The following is a 24,739-nucleotide window of genomic DNA, read 5'->3' as shown; positions in this document are numbered from 1 at the left end:
GCGCCCGCCGCCGTCCGAGCGCGGCCAGCGGCAGCGGCGCCAGGCCGATCGCCACGGTCACCGTCGCGCCCGCTGCGGCGCCGGCGAGCAGCGGATGGCGCTCCAGCCACGGCGTCGGGGTCGGCGCCGTGCTCGACGGCGGTCCGTCGGGCACCGCGTCGGACAGGCCGTCGGCAGCGGACGATCGCGCCTCCGGCTCCCCGGCGCGCCGCCACGGTGCCCACCCGCGACCGCGTGCGAGGGCCAGCAGCAGCCCGCCCTCGACGGCCAGCGTCGCCAGTCCCAGAGCGGCCTGTGGACGGCGGAAGCGACGCGCGCGGTCCAGGTGGTCCGGGGTGAAGTACGATCCCGGGTCGATCGGTCGAGCCAAGCCTGGCTGGGCGGGCGGCAATCGCGTCCTCGGACGCAGCACGACCACCGCCACCTGGGCCACGACGAGCGTCGCCGCCCCGGCGACGAGCGGCCTTCTGGCACGCACCATCCCTCCGAGTATGCACGTCGCGGTCCTCTCCGACATCCACGGCAACCGCCACGCGCTCGACGCGGTCCTCGCCGACGCCGACGATCGCGGCTGCGAGGAGATCTGGTGCCTCGGCGACATCGTCGGCTACGGGGCCGATCCGAACGGCTGCTGCGCCGCGATCCGGCAGTTCGCGACCGTCTGCCTGGCCGGCAACCACGACCTGGTGGCGATCGGCACGCTCTCGAGCGCCGAGTTCACGCCGGACGCGGCCGCGGCCGCCGCCTGGACCCGCGACGAGCTGCGCCCCGAGCACCGCGAGTGGCTGGCCGGCCTGCAGCCCAGCGGCAGCGCCCAGGGCTGCGCGCTGGCCCACGGCAGCCCGCTGCACCCGATCTGGGAGTACGTGCTGAGCAACGAGCAGGCCGAGCGCTCGCTCGAGGCGTTCGACGAGCAGGTCGCCCTGATCGGGCACAGCCACGTCGCCCTCTCGTTCGCCAAGGCCGGGCTCGATCCGGTCCAGCTCGCCCGTCGCGACGACGGCGACGAGGTCCTGCTCGGCGCCCGCCGCTGGCTCCTGAACCCCGGCAGCGTCGGCCAGCCCCGCGACGAGGATCCGCGCGCCGCCTGGCTGGAGCTCGATCCCGTCGAGGGACGGGCCGTCTGGCACCGGGTCCGCTACGACGTCGAGGGCGCCGCACGAGCGATCCGCGACGCGCGCCTGCCCCCGTCACTGGCCGACCGCCTGCAGTTCGGCCGGTAGCCTCCAGCGGATCGCCTCCCCAATGCGAGCCCTCATCTCCGTACTCGTCCTGCTGTGCACCGTCCCCGCGGCCCTGACCGGCTGCGGCGGCTCGAAGCTGCTCGACCAGCAGTCGGCGAAGACGCTGCAGGCGAGCCTCCAGGAGGCCCGCGCCGCGGTCGATCGGGGCGAGTGCGCCGCCGCCGCGAAGGCGGCCGCCACCGGCACGCAGCAGGTCGAGCGGCTGCCGGGCGACGTCGACGATCGCCTGGTCGCGCGCCTGCGCGAGGGCTTCCAGACGCTGCAGGACCGCATCCGCAGGGAGTGCTCCGGGACGACGATCCCGACGCCGACGACCGAGACCACCGACACGACGACGACCGAGACCACGGACACGTCGACGCAGACGACCGACACCACGACCACGCCGAGCACCGAAACCACGACGACGACCACCCCGACCGTCCCGACGACGCCGACGACCCCGGACGGCTCCGGCGGCGTCGACCCCGGCGCCAGCGGCGACACGGGCGTCCCGCGCAGCTTCGAGGGCGCTCGCCAGCGGCTGAAGGACGCCGCCAAGCAGGCCCGCAAGGACGCCCGCAAGGCGCTCAAGGACCTGCGCGACGCCGCCGGGGGGAACGGATGACCGACCTGCTGGTGGGTCGCTACGAGCTCGGCGAGCGGCTGGGCAGCGGCGGGATGTCGACCGTTCGCCTGGCCTTCGACCGCCGGCTGGAGCGCCACGTCGCGGTCAAGCTGCTGGCCGAGCACCTGGCCGACGACCGCCAGTTCGTCAGCCGCTTCCGGCGCGAGGCGCTGTCGGCCGCGCGGCTCGTCCACAACAACATCGTCCAGGTCTTCGACTTCGGCTTCGACGACGACTCGGGCCGCTACTTCATCGTGATGGAGGCGGTCCGCGGCCAGTCCGGCGCCGAGCTGCTGCACGAGCGCGGCTACCTGTCGGTGCCCGAGACCGTCTCGATCGTCGGTCAGGCCGCGCGCGGGCTCGACTACGCGCACCGCAACGGCGTCATCCACCGCGACGTCAAGCCGGGCAACATCCTGCTGTCCGACGACGGCACGGTCAAGATCGCCGACTTCGGGATCGCCAAGGCGATGGCCGAGGAGTCCTCGATCACCCAGATCGGCTCGGTCGTCGGCACCGCCAGCTACCTGGCGCCCGAGCAGGCGACCGGCGGCGACGTCGGACCGGCCTCGGACATCTACGCGCTCGGGGTCGTCACCTACCAGATGCTGGCGGCGCGGCTGCCCTACGAGGCGGACTCGCTGGCCGAGCTGGCGCTCAAGCAGCAGCGCGAGGCCCCGCCGCTGCTCGACCAGCTGAACGCCGAGGTCCCGCCGGAGCTGGGCCTGGTCGTCGACCGGGCGCTGAGCCTCGACCCGGGGATGCGCTACGCGAGCGCCGAGGCCTACGCCGCCGCCCTCGACGACGGCGCGGCCGGCACCGACGTCGACGTCGACAACCGCACGCGCGTCGTCGACCCGGCCACCGGCGCGACCGCGATCGTCCCCCGCGACGCGATCGAGAGCATCGCCCGCGACTTCGATCCCGTCGACGAGGACGAGGACGACCGCACGCTGCTGCAGCCGGCGGCCGGCCGCCGCCGCAGCGGCACCGAGGAGCGCCCGGCGGTGCCGCGGCGCACGGTCCGCGAGCCGCGGCACCGCGAGGCCGCGGTCGCCCCGGCGCCCCGGCGCGATCCCGCCCCTGGCGGCTGGGTCCAGCAGCAGGAGCCGCGGGTCAAGCGGCGCGGCTGCTTCGGCCGCCTGCTGCGGGCGATCCTGATCCTGCTGGTGCTGGCCGCGATCGTCGGCGGAGCGATCTACTACGTCGTCGGCCAGGAGATCGCGCCGCGCCTCAACGACGTCGTCGGCAACACGGTCAACGACGTCAGCAACAAGCTCGACAAGCTGATCAACAACAACCAGCAGAAGTAGCGGCGCCGGGGCTAGGGCAGGCGCCCGCCGCGGATCGCGGCGGCCTCCTCGGCCAGCCGCCCGTCGACGATCGCCTGCCGCAGCCGCGCCAGCACCCGCGCGACGAAGGCCAGGTTGTGCTGGGTCAGCAGCCGCATCCCCAGCAGCTCGCGCTGGTGGGCCAGGTAGCGCAGGTAGCCGCGGCTGAAGCCCTGGGCGCAGGCGGGGCACGGGCAGCCCTCGCAGAGCGGCTCGTCGCTGTCCTTCCAGCGGGCCTGGGTCAGGTCGACGCGCCAGCGCCTGTCGGGATCGGGCACGAGCGCCATCCCGTGGCGGCCGAGGCGGGTCGGCATCGCGCAGTCGAAGGTGTCGATCCCCTGCTCGACCCCGCGCACGAGGTCGTCGATCTCGCCGATCCCCAGCAGGTGCCGCGGCTTGCGCTCGTGGACGCCGCCGAGGCGGGCCGTGGTCCAGCCGACGACCTCGTACATCTGGTCCTTGTGGCTGCCGAGCGAGCCGCCGATCGCGATCGCGTCCGCCCGCGAGCTGGCGACGGTCTCCGCCGCCTCGATCCGCAGGTCCTCGTGGACGCCGCCCTGGACGATCCCGTAGACCAGCTGCCAGCCGGGCGCGTGCTGCTCGTGCCAGGTCAGGCAGCGCTCCAGCCAGCGGTGGGTGCGCTCGGTCGAGCGGGCCGTGTAGTCGCGGTCGACGTGGAACGGGGTGCACTCGTCGAAGACGACCGCCAGGTCGGTGCCGAGCGCCGCCTGGACCTCCATCGAGCGCTCCGGCGAGAGGAACTGCTTCGACCCGTCGAGGTGCGAGCGGAAGGCGACGCCCTGCTCGCCGATCTCGTCGATCCGCCCGTGCGAGCGGATCCCGCCGCCCGCCGTGGCCGTGCCGCCCTTGCCGCCGCTGCCGGTGCGGCCCTTGATCTCGTCGGCGACGGCGCCGTGGCCCATCGAGAAGACCTGGAAGCCGCCGGAGTCGGTGATGATCGGCCCGTCCCAGCCCATGAACCGGTGCAGTCCGCCGTGGCCGCGGATCAGCTCGTGGCCCGGCGACAGCATCAAATGGAAGGTGTTGCCGAGGACGATGTCGAAGCCCAGCTCGCGGACCTCGGACGGCAGCAGCCCGCGGACGGTCGCCTTGGTCGCCAGCGGCACGAAGCCGGGCGTCCGGACCTCGCCGTGGGCGGTGGCGATGACGCCCGCGCGCGCCAGCGACCCGCCGTCGCGGGCCTCGATCCGGAAGACCTCGCGCGGGCGCTCGGCGGCGGGTCGCGGCGGCGCGTCGAGGCTCGGTGCAGCGGACGAGGGATCCATCGCGAGCCATCGTAGGCGGCGCGGGCCCTCCGGCGACGCCCGGTCGCCGGATCCGGGTCAGGGCTTGAGACCGGGCTCCAGCGCCTGCAGGATCCGGGTCCAGATCGCCCCCAGCTGCTCCTGCTCCTCGTCGCTGACGAGGTCCAGGAAGCGGGCGCGGACGTTGTCGAGGTAGTCCTTGCGGGCGGCGGTCACCTGCTCGCGCCCCTTCGCGGTGATCACGGCGAAGTAGCCGCGGGCATCGCTGGGACAGCGCTCGCGCACGACCAGCCCCTCGCGCTCCAGGCGGTCGATCAGCCGCGTCAGGCCGCTGCGGCTGAGGACCGCCAGGGTCGCCAGGTCGGACAGCCGCAGGCGACCGTCCTGGGCGTCGACCAGGTGCATCAGGACCTCGTAGGCCGTCAGCTGCAGGCCGTGGTCGCGAACCAGCTCGGCCTCGAACTCGCGGGCCAGGAGCACCTGGGTGCGGACCATCCCGCGCCAGGCGGCCAGCTCGCGACGGTCCAGCAGGCGGGGGGCGGTGGCGGTGGCGGTCTCGGACATCTCGGCTCCTACGTCGTTCAGTTCCATTGTTGCATCCGCAAAGAACGGCCGGCCCAGCCGCCCGCCGTCGGCCTCCGAGCTTGCAAGCGGACCGCAGTCCCGATATGGTGAGGACGCAACAGTTGCAGATGCAACGTTCACCTGCCGAGCAGTTCCGAGGAGCACCCATGAGCACCAAGATCGCGATCGTCTACTACTCCGCCACCGGCCACGTGCACCAGCTCGCCAAGGCGCTCGCCGAGGGCGCCGAGCAGGAGGGCGCCGAGGTCCGGCTGCGCCGCGTCGCCGAGCTCGCCCCGCCCGAGGCGATCGCCGCCAACCCGGCCTGGCAGGCGCACCACGACGCCACCCAGGACGTGCCGGTGGTGACCCCCGACGACCTCGTCTGGTCGGAGGGCTACGCGCTCGGCACCCCGACCCGCTTCGGCAACCCGGCCGCCCAGCTCAAGCAGTTCATCGACACCCTCGGCGGCCAGTGGCAGTCGGGCGCGCTGTCGAACAAGGCCGCGACCGCCTTCACGTCGGCGATGAACACCCACGGCGGCAACGAGTCCACGATCCTGGCGGTGGAGAACGTCTTCCACCACTGGGGCGCCGTGATCGTGCCCCCGGGCTACACCGACGCCTCGATCTTCGCCAACGGGGGCAACCCGTACGGCACCGCGGTCGCGAGCGGCGCCCTGGAGGACGGCGCCGTGCCCGAGGGGATCCTCGGGATCGCCCGCTACCAGGGCGCCCGCCTGGCGAAGGTGGCCGCGCTGCTCGGGCCGTTGCGCGGCTAGCAGCGCACCGACGGGACCTCCGGGACGGGATCCCGCCGGACGGCCAAGGGACAGACGGGAGCGGGCTCTCCGGGACGGGAGCCCGCTCCCTCGTCGTCTAGGCGGAGATCATGGACTGGCCCGTCATCGCCTTCGGCTGCTCGATCCCGAGCAGGTCGAGGACGGTCGGGGCGACGTCGGCGAGGATCCCCTCGCCGCGCAGCGTCAGTCCCTCGCGGGTGATGACGAACGGCACCGGGTTCAGCGAGTGCGCGGTGTTCGGCGAGCCGTCCGGCTCGAGCATGTGGTCGGCGTTGCCGTGGTCGGCGGTGATCACGCAGACGCCGCCGCTCTCGGTGACCGTCCGCACGACGTCGGCCAGGCAGCCGTCGACGACCTCGATCGCCTCGACGGCCGCCGGGATCACCCCGGTGTGGCCGACCATGTCGGGGTTGGCGAAGTTGATGATCCCGAACGTCGGACCGTGGTCGCGCCACAGCCGCACGAACGCGTCGGCGGCGTCGCGAGCCGACATCTGCGGCTTCAGGTCGTAGGTCGCGACGTCGCGCGGGCTGGGGACGACGTCGCGGAACTCGTCGCGGTGCTCGGCCTCGATGCCGCCGTTGAAGAAGTACGTGACGTGCGGGTACTTCTCGGTCTCGGCGACGTGGATCTGGGTCCCGCCGGTGGCCTCGATCACGTCCGCCAGCGTGACCTCCGGGTTGCGCGGCGGGAAGGCGATCGGATACGGCCAGTCGGCCTTGTACTGCGTCATGCAGACGTAGTTGGCGACCGCGACCGGCGGGATCACCGGATCGACCAGCTCGGGGTGCGGCGCGGCGGCCTGGCGGTCGACCTCGAGGAACGCCGGCTCGGCCAGCGCGCGGGTGATCTCGCGCACCCGGTCGGGCCGGAAGTTGAAGACCACGACGACGTCGTCGGGCCGGATCGTCGCCTCGTCGCCGACGGCGGTCGCGGTCACGAACTCGTCGGTCTCGTCGCGCGCGTAGGCGTCGCGGACGGCCTGGGCCGCCGTGGCGGCCCGGTGCGGCGCCTGACCGTGGACGAGCAGGTCGTACGCCTGCTGGACCCGGTCCCAGCGCGAGTCGCGGTCCATCGCGAAGTAGCGACCGATCACGGAGCCGACGCGCGCGCGGCGACCGGCGGCCGGGTCGGACGCGGCCGCGCACCAGCCCTCGACGGTCTCGAGGAAGCCGGCGCCGGCCTTGGGCAGCGTGTCGCGGCCGTCGGTGAAGGCGTGGATCACGACGTCGGGAACGCCCGCCGCGGCCGCGGCCTCGATCAGCGCCTGCAGGTGCTCCATCGAGGAGTGGACGCCGCCGTCGGAGACCAGGCCGACCAGGTGCAGGCGATCCCCGCCCGCAGGCTGTCCGTCGCCGTCCTTGTCACGTTCCGGTCGCTGGGCGTCCGGAACGTCGCCCTGCGCGCCTGCGACCCGGGCGAGCGCGTCGCGAATCGCCTCGACCTCGCGGATCGAGCCGTCGGCGACGGCGTCGTCGATCCGCGCCAGGTCCTGCTTGACGACCGCGCCGGCGCCGAGGTTCAGGTGCCCGACCTCGCTGTTGCCCATCTGCCCCTCGGGCAGGCCGACCGCCGGCCCGCAGGCGATCAGCTGCGCGTGCGGGTAGCGGTCCCAGAGGCCGTCGAAGGTCGGGGTGCGGGCCAGGCTGACGGCGTTCCCCGGCCCGTCGGGGGCCAGGCCGAAGCCGTCGAGGATGATCAGCGCCACGCCCGGCGCCCAGTCCTCGCGGGTGACGCCGACCGTCGCCGTCAGCGACGCGGCCAGCGACCCGGGCGTCGCCGGAAGCGCGTCCGGGGCCTCGCCGGGCGCCGCGTTCGCCCGCTCGTCGTCCGCGCCGGTGCCGCTCATGCCCGTGCGGCCTCGACGATCGCGGCGAACGAGGCCGGGTCCAGCGCCGCGCCGCCGACGAGCGCGCCGTCGACGTCGGGCAGCGCCAGCAGCTCGGCGGCGTTCTCCGGCTTGACCGATCCGCCGTACTGGATCCGGACCTGCTCGCCCTGCTCGGCGTCGCGGGCCGCGACCAGCGCCCGCACGAACGCGCACGCCTCCTGGGCCTGCTCCGGGGTGGCGACCTTGCCGGTGCCGATCGCCCAGATCGGCTCGTAGGCGATCGTGACCTTCGCCAGGTCGCCGTCGGCCACGTCGTGCAGCCCCTCCTGGACCTGGTGGCGCAGGACCCGCTCGGTCTCCCCCGCCTCGCGCTGCTCCTCGGTCTCGCCGACGCAGAAGATCGGCTCGAGGCCGGCGGCGAGGATCACCGGCAGCTTCTTGCGCAGGTCGGCGTCGGTCTCGCCGAAGAACTGGCGACGCTCGGAGTGGCCGACGACCACGCCGGCGACCTCGAGCTCGTCGAGCATCGCGACCGAGACCTCGCCGGTGTAGGCGCCCTGCTCGGCCCAGTGGACGTTCTGGGCGTAGACCTGGAGCGACGAGCCGCGGGTCGAGTCGACGACCGCCTGGATCGACGGGAAGGGGACGCAGACGCCGATCTGGACGTCGTCGATCGCGCCCACGAGGGGCAGGGCGCCGCTGACGAACGCCTCGGCCTCGGCGATCGTCTTGTGCATCTTCCAGTTGCCGGCGACGAAGGGCGTGCGGGTCATCGGTGGTGCTGCTCCGGTGGTCGGTTCGGGGTTCGAAGGATGGGGCGCGCGGGGCTCGGCGCGAGCCGGTGCGGCAGGACGCGAGCGCCGCGGCCGGAGCCTACGCCTGGCGCAGGACCTCGACGCCGGGCAGGGCCTTGCCCTCGATCAGCTCCAGCGACGCGCCGCCGCCGGTCGAGAGGTGCGTGACCTGGTCGCCGAGGCCGAATTGCTGCAGCGCCGCGGCGCTGTCGCCGCCGCCGACGACCGTGGTCGCCTCGGTCTCGGCGACCGCCTCGGCCACCGTCCGGGTGCCCGGCGCGAAGGGCTCCAGCTCGAAGGCGCCCATCGGCCCGTTCCAGAAGACCGAGCCCGCGCCGAGGATCTCCTCGCGGTAGGCCGCGGCGGTCTTCGGGCCGATGTCCAGGCCCATCCAGCCGTCGGGCGTGTCGACGCCGTCGAGGTCGCGCTGCTCGGTCGTCGCCGAGAACTCGCGGCCGAGCGAGAGGTCGATCGGCAGCAGCAGCCGGCAGCCCTTCAGCTCGGCGTCGCGGAGCGCGCGGGCGGCGGGCTCGACGCCGGCTTCCTCGCACAGCGACGAGCCGACCTCGTGGCCCTGGGCCTTGAAGAACGGGAAGCACATCGCGCCCCCGATCAGGATCGTGTCGGCGCGCTCCAGGAAGGCGTCGATCACGCCGATCTTGTCCGTCACCTTGGCGCCGCCGACGATCGCCACCAGCGGCCGGCCCGGGTCGGCCAGGATCCCCTCGAGCGTCTCGACCTCGCCCTGCAGCAGCAGCCCGGCGGCCGCCTGCTCGACGTGGTGGGCGACGCCCTCGGTCGACGCGTGGGCGCGGTGGGCGGCACCGAACGCGTCGTTGACGAAGATGCCGTCGCTGAGCGCTGCGTAGGCCCGCGCCAGGTCGGGATCGTTCTTCGTCTCGCCCGGCTCGAAGCGGACGTTCTCCAGCATCAGCACCTGGCCCGGCTCCAGCGCCGCGGCCAGCCGCGTCGACTCGGCCCCGACGACCTCGGGCGAGAGCGCGACCCCGCGTCCGAGCAGCTCGCCGAGCCGCGCCGCGACCGGCGCCAGCGAGAGCGCCGGGTCGACGCCCTTCGGCCGGCCCAGGTGGGCGGCCAGGATCAGCGCGGCGCCCTCGTCCAGCAGCCGCCGCAGGGTCGGCAGCGCGGCCTGGATCCGGGTGTCGTCGGTGATCGCGCCGTCGCCGTCGAGCGGGACATTGAAGTCGACGCGCACGAAGACCCGCTTGCCGTCGACCGCGAGGTCCTCGAGGGTCCGGATCGGGGCGCGACGGTCGGTCGGGGCGTCGGTGCTCATGTGGGTCCTTCGGTGCGTCGGGTCGGCTCGGCGGGTGGTCGTCCTCCGCGCGGCCGGATCGCCGGCCGCGCGGTGGTCGGCGGGTCCTAGAGCAGGCGCCCGACCAGGTCGACGACGCGGTTCGAGTAGCCCCACTCGTTGTCGTACCAGGAGACGATCTTCACCAGCGTGCCGTCGATGACCGCCGTCAGCTGCGCGTCGACGATCGAGCTGTGCGGGTTGCCGACGATGTCGCTGGAGACGATCGGGTCCTCGGTGTACTCGAGGATGCCCTTCAGCGGGCCCTCGGCGGCGGCCTTGAGCGCGGCGTTGACCTCCTCGACGGTGGTCTCGCGCTCGGCCTCGAACGTCAGGTCGACGACCGAGCCGGTCGGGACGGGCGCGCGGACGGCGAAGCCGGAGAGCTTGCCGTTGAGCTCCGGCAGCACCAGGCCGACGGCCTTGGCGGCGCCGGTCGAGGCCGGGATCAGGTTGGTGGCGGCGGCGCGGGCGCGGCGCAGGTCGCTGTGCGGCGCGTCGAGCAGGCGCTGGTCGCCGGTGTAGGCGTGGATCGTCGTCATCAGGCCGTGCTTGATGCCGACCGTGTCGTTGGCGACCTTCGCGAACGGCGCCAGGCAGTTCGTGGTGCAGGACGCGTTCGAGACGACGTGGTGGTTGGCCTTGTCGTAGGCGTCGTCGTTGACGCCGAGCACGAGGGTGACGTCCTCGTTCTTGGCCGGGGCCGAGATGACGACCTTCTTGACGTCGCCGACCAGGTGGGCCTTGGCCTTCTCGGCGTCGGTGAAGAAGCCGGTCGACTCGATCACGACCTCGGCGCCGACCGACGCCCAGTCGATGTTGCCCGGCTCGCGCTCGGCGAAGACCTTGATCTCGTTGCCGTCGACGAGCAGCCCGCTGTCGGTGGCCTCGACGGTTCCCGGGTACGGCCCGAGGATCGAGTCGTACTTGATCAGGTGCGCGAGCGTCTTCGGGTCGGTCAGGTCGTTGACCGCCACGAACTCGATGTCCGCGTTGGCCGCCTTGGCGGCGCGGAAGACGTTGCGGCCGATCCGGCCGAAGCCGTTGATGCCGACACGTACGGGCATGGAACCGTCCTTGGGGTCCGAGTCAGAGCGAGAGTGCAACCACGACGGCCCGGGTCCACCGGCGATCGCGGCAGGCTCGGGCGACCCACTGCAGGCTATCGGAGGGGCCGCCGCGTGCGCCGTCCGCCAGGGCCCGGAGCCGGGGCGCTACTCCCCCGTGCGGGTGCGGTGGAGCTGCGCGTAGACCTCGCGCGCGACCTTGCCCGGCAGGCCGGGAGTCGCCTCGAGCTGCTCGCGGCTGGCCGCGACCACCCGGTCCGGCGACCCGAAGTGCCGCAGCAGCGCCTTCTTGCGCGCCGGACCGACGCCGGGCAGGTCGTCGAGCACGGAGCCGGTCAGGTTGCGGTCGCGGCGCCCGCGGTGGTGGGTGATCGCGAACCGGTGCGCCTCGTCGCGGGCGCGCTGCAGCAGCTGCAGGGCCGGGGTGTCGTGGCCCATCACGATCGGCGCCGAGCGGCCGGGCAGGAAGACCTCCTCGATCCGCTTGGCCAGCGAGACGACCGCCACCCCGCGCTCGATGAACGGCTCCAGCGCCTCGAGGCCGGCCGACAGCTGGCCCTTGCCGCCGTCGATCACGATCAGGTCCGGGAGGCTGGCGAACGACTCGTCGCGGCCCGGCTCGTGGACCGGCTTCTCCTGCTGGCGGGTCCACTGCGCGAGCCGCCGGCGGAGGACCTCGTTCATGCTCTTGAAGTCGTCGGGGGTGTCGTCCTCGAGGTCGCGGATGACGAACCGGCGGTAGTGGTCGTTGGCCGGCGCGCCGCCCTCCAGGACGACCATCGAGGCGACGGTCTCGGTCCCCATCAGGTGCGAGATGTCGTAGCACTCGACTCGCACCGGGATCCGGTCGAGGCCGAGCGCCTGCTGCAGGTCGGTCAGCGCCTCGACCCGCTGCTCGCGCCGGCGCTCGGCCTTCAGCCGCTCCTGCCCGAGGGCCAGCTCGGCGTTGCGGCGGGCCATGTCGAGCATCCGCCGGCGGTCGCCGCGCTGCGGCGTCATCACCTCGACCCGCCCGCCGCGCAGCTCGGCCAGCGCCTCGGCGAGCGCCCCGTGCTCCTCGACCTCGTCGGGCACCAGAACCGTCGGCGGGACCGTCGCGCCGCCGTAGTAGCGCAGGACGAACTGCTCGAGCACGTCGGGGACCTCGCCCGAGACGCCGGTCAGGTAGAAGGAGTGGCGGTCGGTCAGCGAGCCGTCGCGGACCTGGAAGACCTGGGCGTTGGCGTCGTCGCCGTCGACGGTGACCGCGACCACGTCGAGCGTGCCGATGCTGTCGCTGGTGACCCGCTGGCGCTCGAGCAGCGAGCGGACGGCCTGCAGGCGGTCGCGCTCGCGGGCGGCGCGCTCGTACTCCTGGGCGGCGGCCGCGTCGTGCATCCGGGCCTCGATCGTCGACTCGATCTCGCGGTAGCGGCCGGCGAGGAAGGCCATCACGCCGTCGATCGCGTCGCGGTACTCGTCCTTGGTGACGTAGCCGACGCAGGGCGCGGTGCAGCGGTCGATGTGGAAGTCCAGGCAGGGCGAGCCCGACCGGCGGCCCGGCTCGGCGCCCTCGCAGGTGCGGAACTGGAACAGCCGCCCGAGCAGGTCGAGCGTGTGGCGGACCCGCTTGGCGTTCGAGTACGGCCCGAAGTAGCGACGGCCCGGCCGGTGCTTCTCGCGCGTGATGAAGACCCGCGGGAAGTCCTCGTCGAGCGTCACGCAGACGTAGGGGTAGGACTTGTCGTCCCGCAGCCGGATGTTGAACTGCGGCTGGTACTGCTTGATGAAGCCGTTCTCGGCCAGCAGCGCCTCGGTCTCGCTGGCGACGAGCACGAACTCGATGTTGTCGATCACGTCGACCATCTCGACCGCGCCGCGCGTGACCGGGTTGACGAAGTGGCTGGCGACCCGCTTCCTGATCGACTTCGCCTTGCCGACGTAGATCACGTCCCCCGCGTCGTCGCGGAACAGGTAGACGCCCGGACCGTCGGGCAGCGACTTGCGCTGCTCGGCGAGCCGGCTGCGGCGGGACGGTGGTGAGGCGCGCGAGGCCATCCCTCCGAGCATAAGGATCGCGCACGCGGTTCCTGCTCTGGCCGTCGTTGGGCGGCCGCTGCGCGTCCCCCGGGCTCGATCTCCTGCCCCAGGACGCAACCAGTCGCTCCAAGAGGCCGCGGCCCGACGCGGCGCGCCCGTCAGCGCGCCGGACGCACCAGGACCTTCACGTCGTCCAGCGACGAGCCGCTGCGATCGAGGATGCTCGGCGCCTCGGTCAGGGACACATGACGGCTGACGAACGCCTCGCCGTCGATGTCGCCGCGGGCGAGCATCTCGATCACGTGACCGAACTCGGACGCGTAGGCGAACGAGCCCTGTACGCGCAGCTCGCGTCCCACGACCGCGTCGAGCGTCACCGGCACCCGCCGTCCGTAGACGCCAGCGAGCACGACCGTGCCGCCGTGCCCGGTGTGCCGGACGGCCGCGGCGACGGTGTCGGGGTGTCCCGCGCAGTCGATCGCCGCGGCGACCGGCTCGCCGCCGAGCAGCTCGCGCAGCTCGTCGGGGCCACACGCGTCGTCGGCGCCACGGGCGAGCGCCTGGGCCCGACGCTCCGGCGAGACGTCGACCGCGACGACGGTCCCGACCCCGCTCTGCCGGAGGAAGGCGATCACCGCCTGGCCGATCATCCCGCAGCCGAGCACGAGCGCCCGGTCGCCGCGCTCCGCCCCCGCCAGCGACGCGGCGCGGAGTCCGACGGCGAGCGGCTCGACGACCGCCGCCGCCACCGCGCTCACCGCCGCCGGCAGCACGAAGACCGTCTCCCCGACGCGCGCCCGCGGCACCCGGATCACCTCGGCGAACCCCCCGTCGACCGTCAGGCCAAGGTCGATTCGGTCGACGCAGTGGTTGGTCCGTCCGTCCCGACATGCGGCGCACGTACCGCAGGGCAGCAGCGGCAGGACCGTGACCGGCGTGCCGGGGACGAGCCCATCGACCCGACTCTCCCGCACCCGGCCGCTGAGCTCGTGCCCCAGCACAAGCGGCGTCGGCACTACGACGCTGCCGCCCATGACGTGGAGATCCGAGCCGCAGACCCCGCAGGCGTCGACATCGACGGTGATCTCCCCCTCGGCGGGCTCGGGCACCGGACGCGGCGCGACGCGCGCGTCGCCCTGCCCGTGGAAGACGGCTGCGAGCATCGGCCGGCTACCGCTTGAACATCTCCGGCGCGCCCGGAGGCGGAGCCGGCAGCCGCAGGTCCGGCTCGCCGTCCCAGTGGTAGCGACCCTCCTCGGAACGCGCCTGGATCTGCTCCATCGGCACGCCGGTCAGGACATCGACGGAGACCAGCGCCGGGTCGATGACGACACCGAGCTGATGCTCGGTGATCTCCATCAGCTCCTTCTTCATCCAGGCGGTCGACTCCTCCCAGTCCCCGAACGCGTCGCACTGCAGCTCGACGAGGTTCCCGTCGGGGTCCTCGTAGTAGTAGGAGATCGTGTTGCGGTGGTTGACGCAGAGCAGCGGCTCGATCCCCTCGTCCCGCATCCGGCGATAGGACGCGTCGAGGTCCTCCAGCGACGCGTATTCGAACGCGGAGTGGTGCAGGCCGTCGTGCGTGCGCCGCTCGGTGTCCGGCTCGAGCCCGGGCGGCGCCAGCAGCGCGATCCGGTGGTTGGCCCGATCGTTCGTCAGGAACGCCCCGAACGGACTGTCGTAGTTGACCTTCATCCCGCAGACCGTCCGGTACCAGGCGATCATCTCGTCCTTGCGGGTGGTCTTCAGATTGATGTGGTGGAGCACCGGCGCGATCACGCCCTCGGGCTCGACGTACCGGATGTCCTCCACGGTTCCCTCACCTGCTGTCGGCATCGTCTACCTCTTCGTCGTTGGTTCGGCGCCGGAGCGCCACGTCTGATGACCGGGGACCTGTCCCGGCCGTTGCCCGATCGGCAATGCCTCGATCCACGCCGCGAGCTCGGTGATCGCCTGCCGGGCCTCCGACAGCTCGGCGAAGCGCAGCGACGCGTGCACCGACGTGTCGTAGGCCGTCAGCCGGACGCCGACCTCGGCGTCCGTGGCTCGGACGGCCAATCGCCGTGCGTCCTCGGCGAGTACCTCGCGCGCGCCGACCTGGATCAGCATCCGCGGCAGCCCGCGCAGATCCGCGTTGAGCGGCGACGCGTCGGCCGCGTCCGGGTCCACCCCCTGCAGGTAGCTCGCCGAGGCGTAGCCGAGCCCCTCACGGCTGTGCCAGCCGTCGCCGCCCGGTTGCGCGGCGAGCTCGTCGCCGCGCAGCCCCAAGTCGACGAACGGCGAGATCAGGTGCAGCGCGCGCGGAAGCGCGTCGCCGGCGTCGCGCAGGGCGATCGCGGCGCCGAGCGCGAGGCCGGCCCCTGCCTCCTCCCCGCCGAGCACCACGTTCTCCGCTCCGACCTCGCCGATCAGCCAGCGGCATGCGGCGAGCACGTCGTCGGCCGCGGCGGGGAACGGGAACTCCGGCGCCAGCCGGTACTCGGGCACGAACGCCGTGCCGCCGACGGCACCCGCCAGCGAGTCGGCCAGCTCGGCCGAGGACCGCGGACCGCCCATCGTGAAGCCGCCACCGTGGACGTGGAGGATGACCGGGCCCTGCGCCCCGCGGCCGACCATCAGTCCCCGGACGGACTCCACCGCGATCTCGCGAACCACCGCGTCGGCGTCGAGCGGGGCCCGCTCGGCCCAGAACCGATCGTAGGCGGCCCGCTCTCCGGCCCAGCCGAGCGCGCGGTCGGTGGGCGTCAGCACCCCGGCCCAGGGGGACGGGGCCGGCGGCCTCGACGGCTCCGCCGGCCGCACCGTTTCGCGTTCGACGTCGTAGGACCACAGCCCGTGCCAGAAGTCCAGGCCGTCGGGATCGAGCGCGCGCATGCCCCGCCAGCGGCCGTTGCGGGCCCGCGCGAGATCCGGCGTGTCGAAGGTCAGCATCCGGGCGTTGGCGCGCGACAGCGCGAGCACCCGACCGGTGCGTTCCCGCCGCCGATCGGCGAGCTCGGCAAAGGCCTCGGCGACGCCGTCGGCGCCGTGACGCACGAGACACTCGGCCAGGACCACCGCGTCTTCCAGGCCCATCGCCGCGCCCTGGCCGGCCGTGGGCAGCGCCGGATGAGCAGCGTCGCCGATCAGGCCGACCCGGCCGACGCCCCATTCGGGCAGCGGGTCGCGGTAGTAGAGCCCGGTCACGAACGCCGTGTCGACCGCCTCGACGATCGACGTCAGCCGCTCGCACGCCCCGACGAACGACCCGCGCAGGTCGTCGAGGCTGCCGGACCGCGACCACGACTCCGGGGTCACCTCCTCGGCCGGCACCACGCCGACGAAGTTGTAGAGCTCGCCGTCCCGCAGCGGGTACGAGATCGTCGTGCGTCGGTTGCCGAGCCAGAGGTGCTGGCAGGCCGGCTCCAAGCCGATCTCGGCGACCCGCTCGAACGGGATGATCGAACGCCACGCGACGACCCCGGCGAAGTCCGGCTCCGCCGCGCCGAACAGCGCCGGTCGTACGGTCGAGCGCAGCCCGTCGGCGCCGACCAGCGCGTCACCGGCAATCCGCGAGCCGTCCGCGAGGACCGCCGCGGCCTCGGTCGCCGTCTGCTCGACCCCGACGACCCTGCTGGCGACGCGGACGCCCGCGTCGTCGACCGCCTCGACCAGCGCCGACAGCAGGTCGGCGCGGTGCACGAAGTAGGCCTGCGCCCCGTACCTCTGGGCCGCTCCGGCGAGCCGGTTGGCGTAGAGCGGCTCGTCGGACGCGTAGTCGCTGTAGACCAGGGACTGCGTCGGCACGCTCCGCCGCGTGATGTCCACGCCGAGGTGCCCGAGCGCCTTGACGGCGTTGGCGGTCAGCCAGATCCCCGCGCCGATCTCGCCGAACGCATCGGCCTGCTCGAGCAGGCGGACCTCGGCCCCGCGACGCTGCAGCCCGACGGCGAGGGCAAGACCGGAGATCCCGCCGCCTGCGATCACGACGCGCATCTAGCCCTCCCTGCCGGCCGGCGCCGGGATCGGGTTGCGGGCCACGAAAGACCCGATCAGCTCGCTCACACCCGACGGATCGGTCAGGGTCATCATGTGGTTGCCGCCCGGGAGCCACGCGATCTCCGTCTGCGGCACCAGCGCCTGGAGGCGCGGCACCGAGTCCGGGGGCAGCGGACAATCGTGCTCGGTCGCGGTGCCGGCGATCGCGAGCACCGGCGTGGTCAGCCGCTCCCCCTCCGCCGCGCCGAACGTCCAGTCGGCGAACGCGGCCGCCTCGGCGGGGAACGCACGCGACTGCTCGATCGCGCGCGCGAGCGCGCCCGGCCCCAGAGCGCCCTCGAGAACGTCGGCGTGGTCGGCGACGCACGTCGCCCGCATGAACAGGTCGTAGCCGGCCTCCGCGTCGCCCGCCGCGAATCGCTCCATCGACGCGCGCATCGGTCCCTGGGCGACGTCGATCGCCGTCGCACTGGCCAGCTCGCCCCCTGGCGCCGGCTCGATCAGCACCAGTCCGGCGACCAGATCGGGGAAGTCGAGCGCCATCTGGAGCGCGATGATCGCGCCGCTCGAGTGCCCGCCGACGTAGGCCCGCGTGATGCCGCGCGCCGCGAGCAACTCGGCACCGTGGGCCGCCCGCTCGGCGATCGTGAACGGGACGGTCGCGTCCTCGGGCCGCACGTAGCCGGCGCGCTCCATCCGGACGACGCGGCACCCCGCCAGGCGGGGATCGGCCGCGACCGGGACGAACCAGTCGCTGAGCAAGCCGCCGTGCAGCAGCAGCAGCGGATCGCCCTCGCCCATGCTGTCGGCGTAGGCGATCTGCGCCGAGCCGACAGCCAGTCGTTCCATCATCTCGTCCCTCTCTCCTCTCGAACCATTGGAGAGTCTAGCCACTCTTTTGCCCGCTGGGCAATTCAATCTCGTCCGCGGATGCGCAAGGTCACGTGCGACGGCCGCTCCGTATCCCGGAAGACCCGTTGCTCAGCTGACACCAAGCGCGTCGCGCGCACCCCGACGATGCCCGTGTTGGGGTTGCGGTCGTACCGCGGGAAGTCGCTCGACGTGACCAGCACGCGCAACCGGTGGCCCGCCGGGACGACGACCGCGGTCGCCCACAGGTCGACCTCGTAGCGCAGGACCTCGTCCGGTCGCACGGGCTCCGGCGCCGACCAGTCCCCGCCGCGGAAGCGCGCCCGCAGGATCCCGTCGCAGAGATTGATCGTCCGCCCGTCCGGGAGTAGCTCGCAGAGCTTCACCACCCAGTCCGTGTCGACTGCCGACGTCGCCGCGTAGAGGCTCGCGCCGACCGGTCCCGCGATCTCCAGGTCCCCATTCAGCACGTCGGACGTGAAGGTCAGGACGTCCTCGCGCCCGAGGATCGGGGTCTGGTCGACCGGACCGCGGCGATACGTGTCGGGCATCAGCAGCGGCCCGCCGACGGTCGGGCAGGGGTCCGCCGGGTCGTAGAGGTATCGCGCAGGTGGCGTCTCCTGCCCAGGGGGCTCGAGCGATAGTCGCCCCTCCCCGTGCAGGAACCACCGCTGCTCCCGAGTATCGGGCGGGGGCCACGCGTCCTCGGCGCGCCACCGGTTGGCGCCCATCACGAAGACCCGCACCGGCGGATGCTCGATCGGCTCGCGTCGGCCGAGTTGCTCGTCGAGCCAGTCGACCAGCATCGCGTGGAGGTCGAGCGCGGCACCGCTGGACCCGATCCCGAACGAGACCTCGCCCGCCGACGCGGCGAGCATGCCGGGCCCGTGGGTCCACGGACCGATCACCAGCCGCGACCGTTCGCGGGCGACGGCGCTGCGGGCCTGCGAGCGGATCGCGGCGAAGTGCCGGAGGTCGTTGCTGAGCATCACGTCGTACCAGCCGGCGACCACGAAGGCCGGAGCCGTGATCGCGCCGTAGCGGCCGGCGACCGAGCGTGCCCGGTGGTACGCCCCGCGGCGGTCGTGGGCCATCGCGTCGGCGAGGAACGGGACCCGCTCGGTCACGCGGGCAGCGACGGCGAGGCCGTCGGGTGGCAGCCGCGCCGCCGTCCGCTCGTACGCGTCGACCGCCGTGACGACCTCCGCGAGCAGCGCGCGGGCGACGGCGCCGTCGCCACCGTCGCGCGCCTGCTGGGCGAGAGCCAGCGTGCCCAGCACCCATGTCAGGTGCATCCCCCAGTTGAACGCCCCACCCCGCCAGCTCAGGTCGAGGAAGGCATCGTTGGTCGACTGGGCCGCGGCGACGGCGCGCAGTGCGGGCGGTGTCGCGGCCGCGGCCTGCCAGGCGGCCGTCCCCGCATACGAGATGCCGTAGGTGGCGACCCGCCCGTCGGCCCCCGGGATGCCGGCCGCCCACTGCACGCTGTCGTACCCGTCGTCGAACTCGTGGACGTACGGATCGAAGCTCGCGCCGTCCGAGCCGAACCGCCCGCGAACGTCCTGGATCACCACGACGTGGCCGGACGCTGCGGCGCGCTCCGGGTCGATCGCCGTGTGGGTCGTCGCGGCGCTGTCCCGTCCGTACGGGGTGCGCAGCAACAGCACCGGGTGCTCGCCGTCGTCGTCCGGCCGGAAGACGGTGGCCCGCAGCACGGCGCCGTCGCGCATCGGCACCTCGACATCGCGCTCGATCAGGACGTTCACGGAGGCCACGGTCGAGCGCCGCTCAGCGCAGACTGGGCAGGCCCGAGTCCGAGAGCACCTGGCTCATCGCCTCGCGCTTCGACTTGGTGTCGACCCGTGAGCCGTCGGAAAGCCGCTCGGGCGCCCCGACGGAGAGCTGATGCTCGGCGATGTAGAGGTAGTCGGTCCGGATCGGCGCGAAGGCCTCGATCAAGAACGTCGGCTCGTCGCCGACGGGCCGCCCCCCGTGCAGCACCCGCGACGGGATGTACAGCACCTCGCCGGCCCGCAGCGAGATCTGCTCGTCGCCGACGACCATCTCCTGCTCGCCGCGGATCTGCACCATCAGTTGATCGTGCTCGTGACTGTGCATGTTGGGGAAGGGCTCGTCCTCCGCCCAGTCGGCGCCGAACCCGGCGTCGACCCACGCGAATGCGAAGAGCGCGTGGTCGGAGACGACCCCGGTACGTTGGTAGGTCCCTTCGAAGGTGGTCTCCTTCGGCAGGTCCTCCAAGCGAGCATGGAAGATACGACTGGGCAACGATGACTCCTTCGTGTTCTAGACGGCGGAAGCGGTCCCGCTCAGGCGGTAGGCGGACTCGAGCAGCTCCGGGCGTTCCCGGAGCTCGGATGCCTCGCCGCGGAAGTCGATGCGTCCGGCGTGCATGACGTAGGCGCGTTCGGCCAACGAGAGCGCGACGTGCGCGAACTGCTCGACCAACAGGACCCCGACGCCGTCGGCGGCGACCGCCTCGAGCGCAGGAAGCAGGCGCTGGACCGCCACCGGGGCGAGTCCGAGCGACAGCTCGTCGATCAGCAGGGTCGACGGTCGCGAGACGATCGCCTGGGCGATCACGACCATCTGCTGCTCGCCCCCGGAGAGCAAGCGCGCGGGCGTGTCCCAGCGCTTCTCCAGCTCGGGAAACAGCTGCAGGGCACGATCGAGCCCGGCGCCGGCGTCGTCGCCCGCGAGCGCGTAGGTCGCCACGCGCAGGTTGTCGTGGACGCTGAGGTCGCCGAGCAGGCGACGCCCCTCGGCGACCACCGCCACGCCTGTGCTGCGGATCTGTTCCGGGCGCAGACCGAGCAGGTCGCGATCACCCTGCGCGACCCGGCCTCTGGTCGCCGGAAGCAGTCCGGCGATCGTCAGCATCAGGGTCGACTTGCCCGCCCCGTTGGGGCCGAGCAGGGTGGTGATCGCACCGGCCGGGACCTCGAGCGAGACCCCATGGAGGATCGACCGTCCGGCGCGGGACACCGCGAGGTCGGCGATCACGAGGCCGTCCGGCGACGCGTTGCTGGGCACCATCAGCTGCCCTCCGTTCCGAGGTAGGCGTGGATCACGCGAGGGTCCGCCAGGACGTCCGCGGTGGGACCCGAAGCGAGCACCCGACCGAAGTCGAGGACGGTGGCGGTGGCGCAGCAGCTCTGCACCAGATCGATGTCGTGGTCGACGACGATCACCGCCGCCCCGCGACGGTCGGGAATCGACGCGATCAGTCGCGCCAGATCGCGCGACTCGCTGTCGGGCAGACCGGCGGCCGGCTCGTCGAGTAGGACGAGCCGCGGCGCGCCGACGATCGCCCGCGCCAGCTCGGCGCGGCGGCGATCGTAGGCGCTCAGCATCCCAACCGGCTGGTCCGTGGCGTCGTCGAGGCCAACGAACTCCAGCGCGTCGAGCACCCGACGCCGACGGTCCCCCCGCGGGATCCCGACCTGCTCGGCGAGCAGCAGCACGTTCTCGGTGGCCGAGAGCTGCGCGATCGCGCGCTCCTGCTGGAAGCAGCGGCGGAGACCCCAGCGCGCACGCCGGAAGTCGACCATCGCCAGCAGGTCGTCGTCGAAGGCACGGACCGTGCCCGCCGCCGGCCGGACGAACCCGCTGAGGACGTTGAAGAACGTCGTCTTGCCGGCACCGTTGGGCCCGAGCAGCCCGCTGACGCCGCCGCCGAAGGTGACGGTCATCGCGTCGAGCGGGGTCACCCCGCCGAAGCGCACCGTGAGGTCGTCGACGACGATCATGCGTTCCCCTCCCGCGCCGGAGCGCTCGACAGCATTCGGGATCCGCCGACCCGGCGGCGGAGCGTCCGGCCGAGATCGCTCAGCTGGCCGGCCATGCCGGACGGACCGTGCACGAGCGTCGCGACCACGCCGATCCCGAACAGGACCAGGACGAAGTCCGGGTTGAAGCCCCACCCCGAGAACAGCGCCGGCAGCAGCTTGGCCAACATGCCGGCGAGCACTGCTCCCCAGACGCTGTAGATGCCGCCGATCATCACCACCGCCAGCAGGATCAGCGAGTCCTGCGTCGGGAACTGGTACGAGGTCAGGCCACCGCCGGTTGCGGCCATCAGCCCGCCGACCGCGCCGGTCATGAACGAGGCCAGGGCGAAGCCCCACAGCTTGTAGGCGGTCACCGGGATTCCGGCCGCCGCAGCCGCCGCCTCGTCCTGGCGGATCGCGGCCCACGCACGACCCGCGCGACCGCGGATCGCCCAGACCGCGAGCGCGAACATCAGCCCGGCGACGACGGTCGCGTAGCGAAACAGCCCGTTGGTGGTCTCGGCGATCACGGGGTTGCGCAACGGCGTCGTCGCCGACGCGCTGGCGTCGTAGCCGAGGAATCCGCCGCCGCCGTTGGGGAAGTTGAACTGCGTCAGCAGCACGGTCACCGCCCCCGCCACCATCAGCGTGATCAGCGCGAAGTACAGGCTGCCCAGCCGCAACGCCGGCCAGCTCAGCAGCACGCCGATCAGGGCCGTGACGGTGCCGGCAAGCACGAGCACCACCGGGAACGGCAGGCTGGTGGCGTAGCCGAGCCGCAGGGCGGTCCAGCCACCGACGCCGAGCAGCGCGACCTGGCAGAGCGACACCAGGCCGACGCGCCCGAGCAGCAGGCCCGCGCCGAGCGCGACCACGCTGTAGATGACGACGGCGGTGCCGATCTCGACCCAGTAGTCGGTCAGCAGCGCCGGCACCAGCACCGCGGTGGCGAGGACGGCGAGGACGCCGACCGCCACACTGCGGCTCCGCGCCGGGCGGCCCGTCGCCCGTGCCGCGACGGGTGGCAGCCGGAGCGCCTCCGAACGGGTCGCGCTGCGGTTGCGCCCGAGCCACAGCAACGCGATGATCGCAACGACGAACGGGGTCATCGCCGAGTACTTCGAGAGCGACTCGACCGGCGTCAGGCACGACTGGATGACGCCGATCGCCAGACCGGCGATCAGGGTCACCCAGAGCGACCGCATCCGGCCGACGAGGGCCGCCGAGAGCGACGAGATGATCAGGAACGTCAGGCCCGCATAGTCGAGCCCGTAGGTATCCGCCAGGATCAGCGTGGTAGCCCCGCAGAGCAGCCCGGACCCGAACCAGGCGGCGCTCTCGATCCGGCGGACCGGCACGCCGAGCGTCGCGGCGATCTCACGGTCCTCCGCCATCGCGCGCATCGCGCTGCCGACCCGCGAGCGCCGAAGGAACAGCGACATCGCCGCCGTGACCGCGAGGCTCAGGCCGATCGCGACGAGCTGGGTCGCGTCGAACCGGACGTCGCCGGCCCGGAACGACCACTCGCTCGTCGGCAGCGCGAGCGAGCGCGGATCGTCACCCCAGATCCACGCCATGATCCCGAGGAGGATCAAGGCAAAGGCGAGCGACCCGATGGCCTTCACCATCGCGTCGCGCTGGGCGAGCAACGGTGCCAGTAGGGCACCGTACGCCCACGACAGCGCTCCGGCGCCGAGGATGCAGACGGCGTAGCCGACGACCTTCGGGGTGCCGACTCCCTCGATCAACTCCCAGGCGACCATCGCGCCGAGGGCTCCGATCGCGCCGTAGGCCAGGTTGATGACGCCGGTCGTGCGGTAGAGCACCACCAGCCCCACGCCGGAGGCTGCGAACAGCCCTCCGAGCGCCAGGCCGATGACGACGAACGGCGCGAAATCGATGGCAGCCAGCATCAGCTCAGCTCAGCCCGCGGCGCGCGCCGCGCGAACGATCGGGGTGACCGCGTCGACCTGGGTGCAGTCCTGGACCTGCTTGAGCTTGCCGTCCGACGGGACGTACAGTCGAGCGGCCGCGACCGAGACGTGCGGCTTGCCCGCGTCGAAGCTGAACGGCTCGCACAGCATGTCGGTCTTGTAGTTCGAGATCGCACCGACCGCCTTGTTGATTCCTTCGCGGTCGAGCTGATCGGCCGGCAGCTGCTGCACGGCGTCGGCGAACAGCTTGGCCATCAGGAAGCCGAGTTGCCCGAACGTGCTGAGGTCGGCGCCGCCGTTGTACTTCTGGTTGACCGCGCGGTACAGATTCATGTCGGGCGAGTCCGCGTCGACGACGGGGAACTCGTTCGGAACGACGAGCTTGTCGTCCCAGCTCGAGTCGAGCGCCTTCAGCAGCGTCGGGTTGGCGCACGCGTTGACGCAGCCCCAGTGGGCGCGATCGGCGAGCCCCTGCTTGCCCGCCGCGCCGAGCAGCTTGGCCAGCTCCGGCGGCGCCAGGTCGAGGATCACGCCGCCGTCGTCGCCCGCCTTGTTGGCACCGCTGAGCGCGACGCCGTTGGGATCCGTGATCGGGACCTTGACCATCGTCTCGACCACCTTCACGCCGCGGTCCTTCCCGACCCCGACGACACCGGCGTTGAGGGCCTCGGAGCCCGGCGCCTGCGTGGTCATCGCGTGCAGCGTGTCGGCTGCCTGCTCGGCGACCTGGTGCTGTGCGACCAGCTGCGCCGACAGCATCGGGCCGAGCCCGGCCGCGGCGAAGTTCGTCAGGCGGAAGCACGCGGTGTCGACCGCGGCGCCGATGACGTTGAGCTTGGCCTGCTGGTACGCCTTGCCGTTGACCGAGCAGTCGATCAGGCTCGTGTTGCCGACCATCGCCGCTACGTGGTCCTGGTCGAGCAGCTTCGAGGCCAGGGCCGACGTGGCCTGCGGGTTGAGTTGGTCGTGCTCGACCTTGAGCTCGATCGGCCGACCGCCCACGCCGCCGTGGGCGTTGACGCAGTCGAAGTAGGCCTTGGTGCTGTTGCTGACCGGCGTCAGGTCGACGCCCGGCAGCTTGGTGACGATCGCGCCGACCGTGATCGGCTTGCCGCTCGCGGCCTTCGCGCCTTTGCCGCACGATGCGAGCACGGCCGCGGCTTCCTGACCGCTCGCGGCCGCGACGGTCCCCTCCCCGTCGTCCGAGCCGCAGCCGCCCAGCGCGACCGCACCCACGACGCCGATGCCGATGCCGACGGCGCGAGCCGCCCGCCCTACGGACCTGATTCCCATCTCTCTCTCCTTGGTCCGGCCGCGCCCCGCGCCGCC

General features: G+C 72.8%; 21 protein-coding genes and 1 pseudogene. 4 read left to right on the top strand and 18 right to left on the bottom strand.

What is annotated here, in order from left to right:
* Positions 1-370 (bottom strand): annotated as a pseudogene (locus tag PAI11_RS27225) (hypothetical protein); the annotation flags it as partial.
* Positions 371-491: 121 nt separating this feature from the next.
* Between PAI11_RS27225 and PAI11_RS27220 the strand changes: the two are divergent.
* From PAI11_RS27220 to PAI11_RS24365, 3 genes are read left to right on the top strand one after another with little or no spacing between them, the layout of a single operon-like run.
* A complete protein-coding gene (locus PAI11_RS27220; RefSeq protein WP_007575145.1) occupies positions 492-1,223 on the top strand; it encodes a metallophosphoesterase family protein in 732 nt (243 codons plus the stop codon).
* A gap of 22 nt (positions 1,224-1,245) precedes the next feature.
* Positions 1,246-1,851 carry a hypothetical protein gene (locus PAI11_RS27855; RefSeq protein ID WP_007575142.1) on the top strand — a complete coding sequence of 202 codons (606 nt, stop codon included), beginning with the start codon at positions 1,246-1,248 and terminating at the stop codon, positions 1,849-1,851.
* A complete protein-coding gene (locus PAI11_RS24365; RefSeq protein ID WP_007575140.1) occupies positions 1,848-3,164 on the top strand; it encodes a protein kinase domain-containing protein in 1,317 nt (438 codons plus the stop codon). The genes PAI11_RS27855 and PAI11_RS24365 overlap by 4 nt, the downstream gene beginning before the upstream one ends.
* Before the next feature lie 11 nt (positions 3,165-3,175).
* On the opposite strand, the gene tgt is transcribed toward PAI11_RS24365, so the two are convergent.
* Together tgt and PAI11_RS12450 are read right to left on the bottom strand one after the other, a co-directional pair.
* Positions 3,176-4,468, bottom strand: coding sequence for a tRNA guanosine(34) transglycosylase Tgt (gene tgt / locus PAI11_RS12455; protein WP_007575138.1), 1,293 nt, complete (start codon positions 4,466-4,468; stop codon positions 3,176-3,178).
* A 57-nt stretch (positions 4,469-4,525) separates the two neighbouring features.
* Positions 4,526-5,011 (bottom strand): MarR family winged helix-turn-helix transcriptional regulator, encoded by a 486-nt coding sequence (locus PAI11_RS12450; protein ID WP_007575136.1) that lies wholly within the window; start codon positions 5,009-5,011, stop codon positions 4,526-4,528.
* A 167-nt stretch (positions 5,012-5,178) separates the two neighbouring features.
* Here PAI11_RS12450 and wrbA point away from each other — a divergent pair, with 167 nt between their 5' ends.
* A complete protein-coding gene (gene wrbA, locus PAI11_RS12445; RefSeq protein ID WP_007575134.1) occupies positions 5,179-5,793 on the top strand; it encodes an NAD(P)H:quinone oxidoreductase in 615 nt (204 codons plus the stop codon).
* Between the two features lie 97 nt (positions 5,794-5,890).
* Here the strand turns inward: wrbA and gpmI are convergent, their stop codons facing one another.
* The 15 genes from gpmI to PAI11_RS12365 all read right to left on the bottom strand — a co-directional run bounded on the left by gpmI (position 5,891) and on the right by PAI11_RS12365 (position 24,703).
* Entirely contained in the window at positions 5,891-7,663 is a 1,773-nt protein-coding gene (gpmI, locus tag PAI11_RS12440; protein WP_007575132.1) for a 2,3-bisphosphoglycerate-independent phosphoglycerate mutase, read from the bottom strand.
* On the bottom strand, positions 7,660-8,418 hold the full coding sequence (gene tpiA / locus PAI11_RS12435) for a triose-phosphate isomerase (RefSeq protein WP_007575130.1): 759 nt from the start codon (positions 8,416-8,418) through the stop codon (positions 7,660-7,662). The genes gpmI and tpiA overlap by 4 nt, the downstream gene beginning before the upstream one ends.
* A gap of 100 nt (positions 8,419-8,518) precedes the next feature.
* On the bottom strand, positions 8,519-9,736 hold the full coding sequence (locus tag PAI11_RS12430) for a phosphoglycerate kinase (protein ID WP_050897226.1): 1,218 nt from the start codon (positions 9,734-9,736) through the stop codon (positions 8,519-8,521).
* 86 nt (positions 9,737-9,822) lie between these two features.
* Complete coding sequence (gap, locus tag PAI11_RS12425) at positions 9,823-10,821, bottom strand: type I glyceraldehyde-3-phosphate dehydrogenase (RefSeq protein WP_007575124.1); 999 nt, start codon at positions 10,819-10,821, stop codon at positions 9,823-9,825.
* Between the two features lie 147 nt (positions 10,822-10,968).
* Positions 10,969-12,858 (bottom strand): excinuclease ABC subunit UvrC, encoded by a 1,890-nt coding sequence (gene uvrC / locus PAI11_RS12420; RefSeq protein ID WP_007575122.1) that lies wholly within the window; start codon positions 12,856-12,858, stop codon positions 10,969-10,971.
* 140 nt (positions 12,859-12,998) lie between these two features.
* Complete coding sequence (locus tag PAI11_RS12415) at positions 12,999-14,003, bottom strand: zinc-dependent alcohol dehydrogenase (RefSeq protein WP_007575120.1); 1,005 nt, start codon at positions 14,001-14,003, stop codon at positions 12,999-13,001.
* Positions 14,004-14,010: 7 nt separating this feature from the next.
* The gene (locus PAI11_RS12410) at positions 14,011-14,652 is read right to left on the bottom strand and encodes a VOC family protein (RefSeq protein ID WP_007575118.1); all 642 of its coding nucleotides are present in this window, start codon (positions 14,650-14,652) and stop codon (positions 14,011-14,013) included.
* 27 nt (positions 14,653-14,679) lie between these two features.
* Entirely contained in the window at positions 14,680-16,815 is a 2,136-nt protein-coding gene (locus PAI11_RS24360) for an alpha/beta hydrolase fold domain-containing protein (protein ID WP_007575116.1), read from the bottom strand.
* Positions 16,816-17,670 (bottom strand): alpha/beta fold hydrolase, encoded by an 855-nt coding sequence (locus PAI11_RS24355; protein WP_007575115.1) that lies wholly within the window; start codon positions 17,668-17,670, stop codon positions 16,816-16,818.
* Positions 17,671-17,732: 62 nt separating this feature from the next.
* The gene (locus tag PAI11_RS12395; RefSeq protein WP_007575113.1) at positions 17,733-19,454 is read right to left on the bottom strand and encodes a CocE/NonD family hydrolase; all 1,722 of its coding nucleotides are present in this window, start codon (positions 19,452-19,454) and stop codon (positions 17,733-17,735) included.
* Positions 19,455-19,476: 22 nt separating this feature from the next.
* The gene (locus PAI11_RS24350; protein ID WP_138974281.1) at positions 19,477-19,974 is read right to left on the bottom strand and encodes a cupin domain-containing protein; all 498 of its coding nucleotides are present in this window, start codon (positions 19,972-19,974) and stop codon (positions 19,477-19,479) included.
* 18 nt (positions 19,975-19,992) lie between these two features.
* Positions 19,993-20,742 (bottom strand): ABC transporter ATP-binding protein, encoded by a 750-nt coding sequence (locus PAI11_RS12385; protein ID WP_007575109.1) that lies wholly within the window; start codon positions 20,740-20,742, stop codon positions 19,993-19,995.
* On the bottom strand, positions 20,742-21,455 hold the full coding sequence (locus tag PAI11_RS12380) for an ABC transporter ATP-binding protein (RefSeq protein ID WP_007575108.1): 714 nt from the start codon (positions 21,453-21,455) through the stop codon (positions 20,742-20,744). Before PAI11_RS12380 ends, PAI11_RS12385 begins: the two co-directional genes overlap by 1 nt.
* A complete protein-coding gene (locus PAI11_RS27210) occupies positions 21,452-23,389 on the bottom strand; it encodes an ABC transporter permease (protein WP_007575106.1) in 1,938 nt (645 codons plus the stop codon). Before PAI11_RS27210 ends, PAI11_RS12380 begins: the two co-directional genes overlap by 4 nt.
* Before the next feature lie 9 nt (positions 23,390-23,398).
* Complete coding sequence (locus PAI11_RS12365; RefSeq protein ID WP_040600067.1) at positions 23,399-24,703, bottom strand: ABC transporter substrate-binding protein; 1,305 nt, start codon at positions 24,701-24,703, stop codon at positions 23,399-23,401.
* Positions 24,704-24,739: the final 36 nt, after the last annotated feature.

The organism is Patulibacter medicamentivorans (assembly GCF_000240225.1).
Taxonomy (GTDB): Bacteria; Actinomycetota; Thermoleophilia; order Solirubrobacterales; family Solirubrobacteraceae; genus Patulibacter; species Patulibacter medicamentivorans.
Note: the sequence above shows the minus strand (reverse complement) of the source record. Positions and strands in the feature narration are given on the sequence as shown.

Bases quoted from the DNA above. Each gene is read 5' to 3' on its own strand.
- tpiA (WP_007575130.1), bottom strand. From the start codon at position 8,418: ATGACCCGCACGCCCTTCGTCGCCGGCAACTGGAAGATGCACAAGACG.
- PAI11_RS12450 (WP_007575136.1), bottom strand. From the start codon at position 5,011: ATGTCCGAGACCGCCACCGCCACCGCCCCCCGCCTGCTGGACCGTCGC.
- PAI11_RS12415 (WP_007575120.1), bottom strand. From the start codon at position 14,003: ATGCTCGCAGCCGTCTTCCACGGGCAGGGCGACGCGCGCGTCGCGCCG.
- PAI11_RS27210 (WP_007575106.1), bottom strand. From the start codon at position 23,389: ATGCTGGCTGCCATCGATTTCGCGCCGTTCGTCGTCATCGGCCTGGCG.
- PAI11_RS12430 (WP_050897226.1), bottom strand. From the start codon at position 9,736: ATGAGCACCGACGCCCCGACCGACCGTCGCGCCCCGATCCGGACCCTC.
- gpmI (WP_007575132.1), bottom strand. From the start codon at position 7,663: ATGAGCGGCACCGGCGCGGACGACGAGCGGGCGAACGCGGCGCCCGGC.
- PAI11_RS12380 (WP_007575108.1), bottom strand. From the start codon at position 21,455: ATGATCGTCGTCGACGACCTCACGGTGCGCTTCGGCGGGGTGACCCCG.
- gap (WP_007575124.1), bottom strand. From the start codon at position 10,821: ATGCCCGTACGTGTCGGCATCAACGGCTTCGGCCGGATCGGCCGCAAC.
- PAI11_RS27220 (WP_007575145.1), top strand. From the start codon at position 492: ATGCACGTCGCGGTCCTCTCCGACATCCACGGCAACCGCCACGCGCTC.
- uvrC (WP_007575122.1), bottom strand. From the start codon at position 12,858: ATGGCCTCGCGCGCCTCACCACCGTCCCGCCGCAGCCGGCTCGCCGAG.
- tgt (WP_007575138.1), bottom strand. From the start codon at position 4,468: ATGGATCCCTCGTCCGCTGCACCGAGCCTCGACGCGCCGCCGCGACCC.
- PAI11_RS12365 (WP_040600067.1), bottom strand. From the start codon at position 24,703: ATGGGAATCAGGTCCGTAGGGCGGGCGGCTCGCGCCGTCGGCATCGGC.
- wrbA (WP_007575134.1), top strand. From the start codon at position 5,179: ATGAGCACCAAGATCGCGATCGTCTACTACTCCGCCACCGGCCACGTG.
- PAI11_RS24365 (WP_007575140.1), top strand. From the start codon at position 1,848: ATGACCGACCTGCTGGTGGGTCGCTACGAGCTCGGCGAGCGGCTGGGC.
- PAI11_RS24360 (WP_007575116.1), bottom strand. From the start codon at position 16,815: ATGCGCGTCGTGATCGCAGGCGGCGGGATCTCCGGTCTTGCCCTCGCC.
- PAI11_RS24355 (WP_007575115.1), bottom strand. From the start codon at position 17,670: ATGATGGAACGACTGGCTGTCGGCTCGGCGCAGATCGCCTACGCCGAC.
- PAI11_RS12385 (WP_007575109.1), bottom strand. From the start codon at position 20,742: ATGGTGCCCAGCAACGCGTCGCCGGACGGCCTCGTGATCGCCGACCTC.
- PAI11_RS27855 (WP_007575142.1), top strand. From the start codon at position 1,246: ATGCGAGCCCTCATCTCCGTACTCGTCCTGCTGTGCACCGTCCCCGCG.